11 protein-coding genes are annotated in these 12,501 nt (G+C 69.7%); 8 read left to right on the top strand and 3 right to left on the bottom strand.

The genetic code is table 11. The annotated features are described in order from the left end of the window. Positions 1-7 precede the first annotated feature (7 nt). Positions 8-610 carry a hypothetical protein gene (locus OIE40_RS14815; protein WP_264703493.1) on the top strand — a complete coding sequence of 201 codons (603 nt, stop codon included), beginning with the start codon at positions 8-10 and terminating at the stop codon, positions 608-610. 102 nt (positions 611-712) lie between these two features. Beyond that, on the top strand, positions 713-2,518 hold the full coding sequence (locus tag OIE40_RS14810) for an MBL fold metallo-hydrolase RNA specificity domain-containing protein (RefSeq protein ID WP_264703491.1): 1,806 nt from the start codon (positions 713-715) through the stop codon (positions 2,516-2,518). Between the two features lie 25 nt (positions 2,519-2,543). Here the strand turns inward: OIE40_RS14810 and OIE40_RS14805 are convergent, their stop codons facing one another. The 3 genes from OIE40_RS14805 to OIE40_RS14795 all read right to left on the bottom strand — a co-directional run bounded on the left by OIE40_RS14805 (position 2,544) and on the right by OIE40_RS14795 (position 5,856). Next, a complete protein-coding gene (locus OIE40_RS14805; RefSeq protein ID WP_264703489.1) occupies positions 2,544-4,031 on the bottom strand; it encodes a M1 family metallopeptidase in 1,488 nt (495 codons plus the stop codon). Positions 4,032-4,093: 62 nt separating this feature from the next. After that, entirely contained in the window at positions 4,094-4,699 is a 606-nt protein-coding gene (locus OIE40_RS14800; RefSeq protein WP_264703487.1) for a CE1759 family FMN reductase, read from the bottom strand. Further along, the gene (locus tag OIE40_RS14795) at positions 4,696-5,856 is read right to left on the bottom strand and encodes an LLM class flavin-dependent oxidoreductase (RefSeq protein ID WP_264703685.1); all 1,161 of its coding nucleotides are present in this window, start codon (positions 5,854-5,856) and stop codon (positions 4,696-4,698) included. Before OIE40_RS14795 ends, OIE40_RS14800 begins: the two co-directional genes overlap by 4 nt. Positions 5,857-5,963: 107 nt before the next feature. Here OIE40_RS14795 and OIE40_RS14790 point away from each other — a divergent pair, with 107 nt between their 5' ends. The 6 genes from OIE40_RS14790 to OIE40_RS14765 all read left to right on the top strand — a co-directional run bounded on the left by OIE40_RS14790 (position 5,964) and on the right by OIE40_RS14765 (position 12,491). Next, positions 5,964-6,710, top strand: a complete 747-nt coding sequence (locus OIE40_RS14790) for an SIR2 family NAD-dependent protein deacylase (protein WP_264703485.1) — start codon at positions 5,964-5,966, stop codon at positions 6,708-6,710. Positions 6,711-6,957: 247 nt separating this feature from the next. After that, entirely contained in the window at positions 6,958-8,169 is a 1,212-nt protein-coding gene (locus OIE40_RS14785; RefSeq protein ID WP_264703483.1) for a branched-chain amino acid ABC transporter substrate-binding protein, read from the top strand. A gap of 69 nt (positions 8,170-8,238) precedes the next feature. After that, complete coding sequence (locus OIE40_RS14780) at positions 8,239-9,189, top strand: branched-chain amino acid ABC transporter permease (RefSeq protein WP_264703481.1); 951 nt, start codon at positions 8,239-8,241, stop codon at positions 9,187-9,189. Continuing rightward, positions 9,186-10,922: a branched-chain amino acid ABC transporter permease gene (locus OIE40_RS14775; protein WP_264703479.1), complete on the top strand. Its 1,737-nt coding sequence runs from the start codon at positions 9,186-9,188 to the stop codon at positions 10,920-10,922. The genes OIE40_RS14780 and OIE40_RS14775 overlap by 4 nt, the downstream gene beginning before the upstream one ends. After that, on the top strand, positions 10,922-11,791 hold the full coding sequence (locus tag OIE40_RS14770) for an ABC transporter ATP-binding protein (protein ID WP_264703477.1): 870 nt from the start codon (positions 10,922-10,924) through the stop codon (positions 11,789-11,791). Before OIE40_RS14775 ends, OIE40_RS14770 begins: the two co-directional genes overlap by 1 nt. Next, positions 11,784-12,491, top strand: coding sequence for an ABC transporter ATP-binding protein (locus tag OIE40_RS14765; protein WP_264703475.1), 708 nt, complete (start codon positions 11,784-11,786; stop codon positions 12,489-12,491). Before OIE40_RS14770 ends, OIE40_RS14765 begins: the two co-directional genes overlap by 8 nt. Positions 12,492-12,501: the final 10 nt, after the last annotated feature.

The following is a 12,501-nucleotide window of genomic DNA, read 5'->3' as shown; positions in this document are numbered from 1 at the left end:
CGCGACCATGCGCCGAATCCACGCCCTCGCCCTGATTCCGTTCTTTGCCCTGGCGGCCTGCTCGACCGCCACGACGACCACCCCCACGACGGAGGCGCCCGCCACCGCAAGCGCTCCCGCGACGTCGGCGTCGGCCAGCCCCACGACCGCCCAGAGCACCGGCGAGACGCTGAGCGGCAGCGGCTACACCCTCACCCTGCCGAAGGGCTGGGAGGACGCCACGGAGGCGTTCCAGAAGCTGCAACCCCAGGTGGACAGCGGCGCCAAGCAGACCAAGGACACCTCCGACGGCTTCAACGACAACGTCAACGTGATCACCCAGGCCTCGGCCGAGGTGCCCTTCGACCAGTTGCAGAGCGCCATCAAGAGCCAGCTCGAGGGCGCCGGCTCGACCGACATCGAGTTCAAGGAGAACGCCCAACTCGACGGCAAGGAGGCGCTGCAGGTGTGGTCGCACACCAAGGGTGCCGAGAAGGCGCACACCATTCAGTTCATGGCCTTCAACAACGGCAACATGTTCGTGGTGACCGTGTCGACGAACCTTGCCGACGAGAAGGCCGCCGCGCTGGCGCAGCAGATCCTGGGCGGCTGGAAGTGGGCCTCCGCCTGAGGCTCGGCCCATCGACGTCCGACGGGGCGGTCCGCAGCGTGCGGCCGCCCCGTCGCCGTCGCCGGCCTTCCCAGCGACCCCCTGATCGGCGAGGGTTGGCCCATGAGTGAACCGATCAGTCTCAGCTTCCTCGGCGGCGCGGGTACGGTCACCGGCTCCAAGCATCTGCTCACCGTCGGCAACCGCCGGGTGCTGGTCGACGCCGGGATGTTCCAGGGCGAGAAGCGCTGGCGCGAGCTCAACTGGGCCGAGTTCCCCGTGCCACCGTCGTCCATCGAACAGATCGTGCTCACCCACGCCCACCTCGACCATTGCGGCTACCTGCCCGCGCTCGTCGCGCGAGGCTTCGACGGCCCGATCTGGTGCACCGCCGAGACGCTGAAGCTGACCGAGATCGTGCTGATGGACGCCGGACACCTGCAGGAGCGGGAGGCGCGCTACGCGGCCGAGGGCGGCTACTCCAAGCACGACGACCCGTTGCCGCTGTACACCGTCGCCGACGTCGAGCGCACCGTCCCGCTGCTGCGCTCCGTGCCGTACGACACCGACCTCGACCTCGGCGACGGGCTGCTGCTGAGGCTCACCAGGGCCGGACACATCCTGGGCTCGGCCAGCGTGACCCTGCGTCGCGGCGACACCTCGGTGCTGGTCTCGGGGGACCTGGGCCGGCACGACCACCCACTGCTGGAGTCGCGGGATGTTCCGCCGGGCGCCGGCTACGTGCTGGTCGAGTCCACCTACGGCGACCGCGAGCACCCCGACCCCGCCGGGCGTCCGCACGAAGCGATGGCCGATGCGATCCGCCGTGCCATCGGCCGCGGCGGCAGCGTGCTTATCCCCGCCTTCGCAGTCGACCGGACGCCGGTGGTGCTGAAGGCGCTGGCCGGGCTGCGTCGCGAAGGCCGCATTCCCGACGTCCCGATCTTCGTCAACTCACCGATGGCGGTGGCGGCGCTGGCCGTCTACCGCGAGGCCGGCCGTAAGGGGCAGTTGCGGCCCGACCTCGACCTGACGGACTTCACCGGGCTGCCCAACCTGCGCGAGGTGACCGACCCCGAGGAGTCCAAGCGGCTGAACCGGCCCGAGCAGCCCTGCATCATCGTGTCGTCGTCGGGCATGGCCACCGGCGGCCGGGTGCTGCACCACCTGGAACACCTGCTGCCCCACGAGCGCAACGCGGTGATCTTCACCGGCTACCAGGGCGTAGGGACGCGGGGCCGCAGCCTGCTCGAAGGCGCCACCGAGCTGAAGTTCCGCGGCCGGTTCATTCCGGTGCGGGCCGAGATCGTGCAGGACTCGGAGTTCTCGGTGCATGCCGACGGCTCCGACCTGATCGACTGGCTGGCCGCCCTGGTCCCGCCGCCGAGGACGGTGTTCTGCGTGCACGGCGACCCGGACGCCGCGGCCGCGCTCGCCGACCGCATCCACCGCGAACTCGGCCTGGTCGCGGTGGTGCCCCGCTACCGCGAGGTCGTCTCACTCGATCCTGTCGACGGGCTCGCCCCGGCCGTCCCCGTCTCGCCGCCCGCCGTGGCCGTGCGGCTCTCCCCGCCGAAGCCGTCACCGCAGCCGGGACCGTCCCCGGTACCGCCCAGCCCGCCACCGCCCAGCCCGGGGCCCGGCGACCGGCTGCCTTCGTCGTCGACGCGCGACGACGACGGCGACCAGGCCCGGGCGATCCTGGCCACCGCGCTCGGGCAGGTGCCGTTCCTGCCGGCCGAGCAGCGACCGGCGGTCACGGTGGCCCTGCAGCGGGCCATTGCCCTGGCCGGCGGCGCACCCGGCCCGTTGCTGGAGGCGACCAACCAGGCGCTCTACGCCGCGGCGGAAGCGGTCGAAACACCCGGCGGGCAATCGATCGTGGCGTTGCTGGCGCACGTGCCGAAGGTGCTCGGCCGGGTCGGCTGAGCAGCGGCGGCCGACCCGGCCGGACTCAGCGCGGGACGCCGTTGGCCTCGGTCGCCTCGGGCCGGTCGGTCTGGTCGAGCCATTCGGCGAAGAAGGTGGTCAGGTCGTCGGGGGTGGCATCGTCCGCGACCCGGCGGAAGTCCTCGAGGCTGTGCGGGCCCTGTTGCTGCGCCCACGTCCGGAACAGGTCGAAGAACGTGTCGTCGCCCAACCGCGTCCGCAGTGCGTGCACCACCAGCGGCCCACGGTCATAGACCCTGACGAACAGCCCCGCGAATCCCGGGTCGGACAGCGCCGGGGCCCAGAACGCGGCCCGGTCGGCCTGGCCGTGGTAGATCCGGTCGAACTTGGCCCCGGCGTCCCCGGAGCCGGTGGTGAGCCACTCGGCGTAGGTGGTCAGGCTCTCGTTGTTGAAGATGTCGTTCCACTCGTAGAGGGTCACCGTGTCGCCGAACCACATGTGCGCCAGCTCGTGGTTGAGCAGGGCCTCGTCGCCGATCATCCCTGGGTGGTAGACCGGGTTCATCACCGTCTCCAGGCCGCCCCACTCCACCTGCACCGAGGGCACGAAGCCACCGATCCCGCTGAACGGGTAGGGGCCGAGGTACTTCTCGAGCTTCTTCACCGCCTTCGGGGTGCGGTCCAGCCAGCGCAGCGCGGCCGCTCGGTCGGCGACGTCCAGCCGTCGGCTCACCGAGTAGGTGTAGGGCCGGCCCCCGGCGGTGCCCTGCTCGACGTCGAACTGGCCGACCCCCAGGAACGTGGCGTAGGTGACGGTCGGAGCGTCGACCTGCCAGACCCAGCGGTCGGCGTCGGCGTTCTCGGGCGAATCGCCGTGCTCGAGCAGGCGTCCGGCACAGATCGCCTCGACACCGTCGGGCACGGTCACGGTGAACCGCATGGTGGCCGGGTCACGGGGATGGTCGTTGACGGGGTACCACAGCGATGCGGCGGCCGGTTCCCCGGCGATGACGAACTCGTCTCCGTTGGCGTAGTAGGCGCGGAAGCCGGGGGTCCGGACGTCGTGCGGCGAACCGGCGTAGTCGACGGTGACGGTGAAGGTGGCGCCGGCGGCGATCGCGGGCCGGTCCCGGTCGGGGCGGACGGCGGTCACCGCGAGGTTGTCGGCGTGCTGGCCGAAGGTGGCCGGGGTCCCGTCGACGGTGACCGCCGTGGCCACCGGGAACAGGTCGAGGTGGAAGGAGTCCAGGTCCTGCCGGGCGGTGGCGGTGATCGTGGTGCGGCCATTCAACGGGTCACCCGCCCCGGTCGCGCTCACCACGACGTCGTAGTTCTGGACGTCGTACCCGGAGCCGCCCGCCTCGGGCAGGTAGGGGTCCCCCAGCCCGGCCGCCCCGGCAGTGGCCGCGGACGGGCCGGCGGTGGTGCCGGCCGGGGACGGCAGCGGGCCGGGCGCACCGCTGAAGACGCGGTCGCCGAGCGCCGCGAGGATTGCCACGGTGGCCACCACCAGCGCGGTCAACACCAGCCAGAACCGTTGATGCAGCGACACGCAGCAACCATCCCAGACCGGTCAAGTCGGCGGCTCGCGGCCGACCGGGCACGGACCCGGCGTCAGCCCTTCAGCAGGTCGGCGAAGTCTATGCCCGCACCGAACTCGTCGGACGCCTCGGTGCCGGGCCGCTGCACCACCAGTTCGGCGAACGCCCGGGCGGCGGCATCGATCCGGGCACCGAGGTGACCGGACGGGTCGCCCCAGTCACCGGTGGCGCCGAACACACCCAGCGGGGCGATCGTGGCCTTCAGGTAGTGGAACAGCGGCAGCATGGCGGTGTCGATCACCAGCGAATGCCTGGCGGTGCCGCCGGTCGCGGCCAGCAGCACCGGCCGGGCGGCCATCGTGCCCTCCTCGAGTAGGTCGAAGAACAGCTTGAACAGGCCCGAGTACGACGCGTTGAACACCGGCGTCACCACGATCACCCCGACCGCCGAGCCGACCGCCGCGTAGGCGTCCGCCAGCGCCTGCGACGGCACGTGGCTGACCAGCTGGTGCGCCAGGTCGGAGGCCAGCGTGCGCAGCTCGATGTGCCGGACCTCGACGGGGCTGCCGGCGGTGGCCAGCACGCGCTGGCCGGCCCGCGCGAGCCGTTCGCCCAGCAGTTGGCTGGACGACGGCGTCGCCACGCCGGCGCTGATCACCACCACGGTGGGGGCGGTCATCGAACCTCGCTCTCGACGGTCTCGTAGGGGCTGCGGCCGGTGACGTCGTCGACGGCCACGGCCGGCTCGGTGCCGACCCTACGCTCGGCGTCGGCGGCGGCCACCAGCGACTCGTGGGTCGGGGCGTCCGGCACGCCGGCGGGGCGGCCGGCCTCGAAGCCGGCGCGCAGCTCGGGCAGGATCTCGCCGAGCAGGTCGAGTTGCTCCAGCACGGTCTTCAGCGGCAGACCGGCGTGGTCGAGCAGGAACAGCTGCCGCTGGTAGTCGCCGACCACCTCGCGGAACGACAGCGTGCGCTCGATCACCTGCTGCGGCGAGCCCACCGTCAGCGGGGTCTGGGCGGTGAACTCCTCCAGGCTGGGCCCGTGCCCGTAGACCGGCGCCTCGTCGAAGTAGGGACGGAACTCGCGCACCGCGTCCTGGCTGTTGCGGCGCATGAAGAACTGCCCGCCCAGCCCGACGATCGCGGTGTCGGCGGGGCCGTGGCCGTAGTGCTCCCAGCGCCGGCGGTACAGGTTCACCATCTGCCGGGTGTGGGTCTGCGGCCAGAAGATGTTGTTGTGGAAGAACCCGTCGCCGTAGAAGGCGGCCTGTTCGGCGATCTCGGGGCTGCGGATCGAGCCGTGCCAGACGAACGGCGGCACGCCGTCCAGCGGCTGCGGCGCGAGCGTGAAGCCCTGCAGCGGGGTGCGGAACTTGCCCTCCCAGTCGACGACCGGTTCACGCCAGAGCCGGCGCAGCAGGGCGTAGTTCTCGATCGCCAGGCTGATGCCGTCGCGGATGTCGCGGCCGAACCACGGGTACACCGGACCGGTGTTGCCGCGGCCGAGCATCAGGTCGACGCGGCCGTCGGCCAGGTGCTGCAGCACCGAGTAGTCCTCGGCGATCTTCACCGGGTCGTTGGTGGTGATCAGCGTGGTCGCCGTCGACAGCATGATCCGGTCGGTCTGCGCGGCGATGTAGCCCAGCAGCGTGGTGGGGCTGGACGGGTGGAACGGCGGGTTGTGGTGCTCGCCGGTGGCGAACACGTCCAGGCCGATCTCCTCGGCCTTCTTCGCCAGGGTGACGGCAGCCTTGATCCGGTCGTGCTCGGACGGGGTGATGCCGGTGGTCGGGTCGACGGTGATGTCGCCGACGCTGAAGATGCCGAACTGCAATGCTGCTCCCAAGTAGTTGTAGTTTCAACTATACATCCAAACGTCTCCCCCCGCAGCACTATTCCCCGGACTGTTCCAACGGCGACCCGCCTTGCCACACTGGGGGCATGGACCACCTCACCGAGTCCCGGGGCCTGTTGCGCCGCGCCGAACGGGTGGCCGTCCTCACTGGGGCCGGCATCTCCACGGCGTCCGGGATCGGGGACTTCCGCGGGCCACAGGGCCGTTGGACCCTCGACCCGGACGCCGAGAAGGTCTCCACGCTCTCGTGGTACCTCAACGATCCCGCAGTGCGCGCCAAGGCCTGGCGGTTCCGCGCCGAGTCGCCGGTCTACGACGCGCGTCCGAACCCCGCGCACGTCGCCCTGGTCGGACTGGAACGCGGCGCCCGGCTGACCGGCCTGGTCACCCAGAACACCGACGGCCTGCACCAGCTGGCCGGCTCGAACCCCGAACTGGTGATCGAGCTGCACGGCAACAGCCGCACCTGGCGCTGCGAATCCTGCCGCGCCACCGGGCCGATGATCGAGATGGTCAACCGGGTGCGGGGCGGGGATCCCGACCCGCGGTGCCCCTTCGACGGCGGCATCGTGCGGGCCACCACCGTCCTGTTCGAGGAGGGGCTCGACCCGACCACCATCGACGCCGCGGTGGCCAGCGTCGACGACGCCGAGGTGCTGCTGGTGATCGGCACCTCGCTCACCGTGCATCCCGCCGCGGGGCTCGTGCCCTACGCGTACCGCCGGGGCGCCGCGGTCATCATCGTGAACGGCGAACCGACCGACTACGACCGGTTGGCCCGCTGCGTGCACAGGCAGCCGATCGTGGACGTCGTCCCGGCGCTGCTCGCCTGAGCCCTTTGTACCCCTGCGATGTTACGAAGAGGCGTCGGCGACGCCCGGTGAGAAGGACCCCGGATTGCTGGCGCCGGACACGTCGAAACGCTTAGATGCAGCCAACACGACCGGGGGTTCGGACAGCCAACATTGCAGCATGGTCACAATCGATCAACGATCGCCCTGCACGCTTCTGTTGGCCGCACACGCCCGCAATAGTGTCCGCATCATCGCGACGGCGGGTCGCGAGTGACAAGGAGGAATTGTGCGTAACAAGAAGCTGCTCGGGGGCGCGGTAGCCCTGCTGAGCGCGTCGCTGCTGTTCGCCGGCTGTGGCAGTCGCGCGGAGTCCAGCGCCAGCGCCACGGGAGGAACCGCGACGAAGACCGCCAAGATCGGCGTCATCGCTCCGCTCACCGGTGACCTGGCCGTGATGGGTCTCGGCATCAAGAACTCGGTCGACCTGGCCATCAAGCAGGCCAACGAATCCGGCGCCATCCCCGGCTGGACTCTGGAACTGGCAGCCGAGGACGACCAGGCCACCCCGGACGTCGGCGCGAACGCCGCCACCAAGCTGGCCGCCGACGACGATGTCGTCGCCGTGGTCGGGACGCTGAACTCGGGTGTCGCCCAGCCGGTTCAGCCGATCCTCAACAGCGCGACCATCGCGATGGTCTCCCCGGCCAACACCAGCCCGAATCTGACCCAGGGCGCGGACCTGTCCAACCCGACCCGGACCTACCCCAACTACTTCCGGACCTGCACCACCGACGCCATCCAGGGCCCGTTCGCGGCGCAGTACCTGTTCGAGTCGGGCATCAAGAAGCTGGCCGTCGTCAACGACAAGAAGCCGTACGGCCAGGGCCTGGCCGAGGCGGTCGCGGCCAAGTTCAAGGAGTTGGGCGGCGAGGTGGTCGCCGACGAGACCGTGAACAAGGACGACAAGGACTTCTCCTCGGTCATCGACATCATCAAGAGCAAGAGCCCGGAGGCCGTCTACTTCGGCACCGAGTTCCAGCTGGCCGGCCCGATGAGCAAGCAGATGGGCGACAAGGGCCTCAACGTTCCGCTGATGGGCGGCGACGGCATCTACGACGCCAAGTTCATCGAACTGGGCGGCCGTGAGAAGGACCTGGCCACCTCGGTCGGCGCTCCCATCGAGACCCTCGAGTCGGGCAAGTCGTTCGTCGAGTCCTACAAGGCCGCCGGCTTCTCCGACGGCTACTCCGCCTACGGCGCCTACGCCTACGACGCCGCCAACGCGATCATCGCGTCGCTGAAGCAGTCCCTGGCCAGCGCCTCGGACGCCAAGTCGGCCCGGCAGGCCACCATCGACGGGCTGTCCTCGGTCAGCTTCGACGGCGCCACCGGCAAGGTCGCCTTCGACGAGTTCGGCGATGCGGTCACCAAGACGCTCACCGTCTACGAGGTCACCGACGGCGCCTGGGTCGCCAAGCAGACCGGCGAACTGAAGTAGTCCGTCGTTTCGAACCTCTGTGGGGAGTCGCTTCCGGCGGCTCCCCACAGAACCGAAGGGAGCACCTGCGTGACGTACTACCTCGACCAGTTGCTGAACGGCCTGTCACTGGGCTCCCTCTACGCGTTGATCGCGGTCGGGTACACAGTGGTGTACGGCATCGTCCAGCTGATCAACTTCGCCCACGGTGAGATCTTCATGATCGGCGCCTTCGGGGCACTGTCGACCTGGATCGTCCTGAGCTGGGTGACCGGCGGTTCCACCGCCTGGTGGAACCTGCCGCTGATGCTGGTGGGCGGCATGATCGTCGCGGTGCTGACCGCGGTACTGATGGAGAGATTCGCCTACCGTCCACTGCGCAACGCGCCACGACTGGCGCCACTCATCACCGCGATCGGCATCTCGATCTTCCTGCAGGAGTTCGTCCGCCTCTTCTACGGCCAGATCCCTGGCTTCCCGGACGCCAAGGCGGCCATCCCCTTCCCGCAGCTGGAGTTCTTCACCGGACCCGCGATCGATGTCGGCGGCCTGCAGGTGCACCGCGGCAACTTCTTCGTGATGGCCGCGCTGCTGATCTGCTGGATCTTCCTGTGGTGGTTCGTCAACCGCACCGCGACCGGACGCGCCATGCAGGCCGTCTCGCAGGACCCCGACACCTCACGGCTGATGGGCATCGACGTCGACCGGATCATCGTCGTCGCCTTCGCCGTGGGTGCCTCGCTGGCCGCCGTCGCCGGCCTGGCCAGCGGCCTGCGGTACGGCAACATCGACTTCAAGATGGGCTTCCTCGCCGGCCTGAAGGCGTTCACCGCCGCAGTGCTCGGCGGCATCGGCAACATCAACGGCGCGGTGGTGGGCGGCCTCACCCTCGGCGTGGTCGAGGCGATGGCCACCACGCTGATCCCCGGTCAGTTCGGCGGCCCGGCCTGGAAGGACGTCTGGGCGTTCGTGCTGCTCATCCTGATCCTGGTCTTCAGGCCACAGGGCCTGCTCGGAGCGAAGGTGGTGGACCGGGCATGAACGTTCCGACGATCGTCACCCCCGAGCTGCAGAAGCGGTTCCACGTGCCGGGCCGGATCGCGGCCCTGGCCGGCGGGCTGCTGCTCGCGGCGTCCGCCTACCTGCCGTGGGCCTACGACGGGGACGCCCTGGACAACATGGCCTTCCTGGGCGGTCCCTCCACCCTGCAGTTCCTCGGCGCACTGCTCGGCCTGTTGCTGGCCGTCTCGGCCGGGATGGCCTGGGTCGAGCCGTGGGCCGACCGCAAGGGCATCCTTCCGCGGCTGCTGATGGTGAGCCGCCGGGCCGGCTGGACCCGCGGCACCAAGGCGCTGGGGGTGGGCCTGCTCGGTTTCATCGCGGTGGTGCTGATCGCCATCGCTCTCGAACTGGGCGGCCTGGTCACCATCGAGTACGGCGGCTGGGTGGCGCTGGCCGGTGCCCTGCTGGGCTTCGTCGGCAGCCGGCTGCTGACCCCCGGCCGCGCCCCGAGCCTGGAGAAGGTGAAGACCCCGGCCTGGCTCGAGATCGTCTCGATCGCGGTGCTGCTGCTGGTCGCCCTGCTGCTGGCCGCCTACGCGCTGAACCAGAACGACGGCGGCACCTTCCTTTCCATCCTGGCCTTCATCGGTGCGCTGGTGGCGTTCATCCTGCGGGTGGGCGCCGGGGGCTGGCTGTCGGCGGCCGGGCAACGGCACCGCAACGTCTTGGTCTTCTCGTCGTTCGCGGTCGCGTTCCTGTTCCCGTTCACCCAGAACGGCTCGGACGCCAACATGTCCATCGCGACGCAGGTGCTGATCTTCGCCGCCACCGCGGTCGGGCTCAACATCGTGGTCGGCCTGGCCGGCCTGCTCGATCTGGGCTACATCGCCTTCCTCGGCGCCGGCGCGTTCACCGCAGCGACGATGAGCCAGTCGGCCTTCGCCACCATCGGCTGGAAGCCGCCGTTCATCGTGGTCATGCTGATCGCCGGCCTGGTCTCGGCCACCCTCGGCCTGATCATCGGCTCGCCCACCCTGCGGGTCTCCGGCGACTACCTGGCGATCGTCACGCTCGCCTTCGGTGAGATCTTCCGGATCTCGATGAGCAACCTGGACGGCTCGGACGGCCCCGACCTGGTGCACGGCTCGTCCGGCATCCCGGCGATCCCGAACCTGAACCTGTTCGGCTTCGACTTCGGCAAGGTGCACACCGTGCTCGGCATTCCTCTGGGCCGGTTCAGCAACTACTTCTTCCTGATGCTGCTGATCATGGCGTTGATCGTGCTGGTGTTCACCCGGCTCAACCACTCCCGGATCGGACGCGGCTGGGTCGCCATCCGCGAGGACGAGAAGGCCGCCGAGGCCATGGGCGTCAACGTCTTCGGCCTCAAGCTGCTGGCCTTCGCCGGCGGCGCGTTCCTGGCCGGCCTGGCCGGGGCGGTGAAGGCGCACGTCGACCAGTCGGTCACCCCCGACCAGTACATCTTCCTCGAGTCGGCCTTCCTGCTGGCCGCGGTGGTGCTGGGCGGCATGGGCACCGTGATGGGCGTCCTGCTGGGCGCCGCGCTGCTCAAGCTCGTGCCCGAGAAGCTGCGCTTCGTCAACGAGTACCGGATGCTGATCTTCGGCCTGCTGATGGTGCTGATGATGCGGTTCCGTCCCGAGGGCATGATCCCGAATCAGCGCCGCGTCCTGGAGTTCCACTCCGACGACGAGGAGTTGGTCGAGGAGATCGAGGAAGACCTGCCCTACGAGTTCGCGGAGGAGCACTGATGAGCAGCCAGACCCCGACGGTGGCGAGCACCGAGTCCCGTCACGTCGGCAAGGAGGAGATCCTCGCCGCCCGCTCGGTGACCATGCGGTTCGGCGGCCTGGTGGCGGTCGACAATGTCGACTTCACCGTCCATTCCGGCGAGATCGTCGGGCTGATCGGTCCCAACGGCGCCGGCAAGACCACCTTCTTCAACTGCCTGACAGGGCTGTACAAACCGACCTCGGGCGAGGTGCGGTTCTCCGGCCAGGTGCTGCCGCCGAAACCACGCAGCGTCGTGGTGGCCGGCATGGCGCGGACGTTCCAGAACATCCGGCTGTTCCCGAACATGACCGCCCTCGAGAACGTGATGGTCGGACGCTACTGCCGCACCTCGGCGATGGCGCTCACCTCGATCCTGCGCGGGCCCAAGTACCGCCGCGAGGAGGAGGCGACCCGCGCCAGGGCGGTGGAGTTGCTGGACTACGTGGGCATGAAGGGCCAGGGCGGCCACCTGGCCCGCAACCTGCCCTACGGCGACCAGCGGCGGCTCGAGATCGCCCGGGCGCTGGCCACCGACCCGAAGCTGCTGCTGCTGGACGAGCCGACCGCCGGCATGAACCCGCAGGAGACCCGGCAGGCCGAGGAGCTGATCTTCAAGATCCGTGACTCGGGGCTGGCGATCGTCGTGATCGAGCACGACATGCGCTTCATCTTCAACCTGTGCGACCGGGTGCTGTGCCTGGTCCGCGGCAAGACCCTGATCGAGGGAACGGCCGCTGAGGTGCAGTCCGACCCGCGGGTGATCGAGGCCTACATCGGGTCTCCGGACAGTGACGACGAGGCGTCCGGCTCGGACGTGGCAACCGAAGGTGAGGCCGGCAATGCTTGAGGTCAAGGACCTGGTGGTCGCCTACGGCAAGGTGAAGGCGGTCAAGGGCATCAGCTTCAGCGTCGAGCAGGGCCAGGTGGTGTCGCTGCTCGGCACCAACGGCGCCGGCAAGACCACGACGCTGAGGACGATCTCGGGCCTGCTGCGCTCCGAGTCTGGCGAGATCTGGTTCGAGGGTGAGCGGATCGACCGGACGCCCGCCCACAAGGTGGTCATGAAGGGTCTGGCGCACTCCCCCGAGGGCCGCAAGATCTTTCCCCGGCTCACCGTCGAGGACAACCTGCGGCTCGGCGCCTTCGCCCGCAAGGACACCGACGGCATCGCCAGGGACCTCAAGCGGGTGTACGACCTGTTCGAGATCCTCTACGAGCGGCGCGCCCAGCCGGCCGGCACGTTCTCCGGTGGCGAGCAGCAGATGCTCGCCATCGGCCGGGCGATGATGAGCCGCCCGCGGCTGCTGATGCTCGACGAGCCGTCGATGGGGCTCTCGCCGATCATGATGCAGCGGATCATGTCGACGATCAGGGCGCTGCAGTCCGAGGGCGTGACGATCCTGCTGGTCGAACAGAACGCCGCCGCGGCCCTGAAGCTGTCCGACCGCGCCTACGTGCTCGAGGTCGGTCAGATCACCCTGGACGGCACCGGCGAGCAGCTGCTCGGCGACGACCGGGTGAAGCGCGCCTACCTCGGCGAGGACTGACCGGCCTGAA

The organism is Micropruina sonneratiae (genome assembly GCF_025972045.1).
Classification (GTDB): domain Bacteria; phylum Actinomycetota; class Actinomycetes; order Propionibacteriales; family Propionibacteriaceae; genus Micropruina; species Micropruina sonneratiae.
The sequence above is the reverse complement of the archived record's forward strand: the minus strand, read 5'-3'. Positions and strand labels throughout refer to the sequence as shown.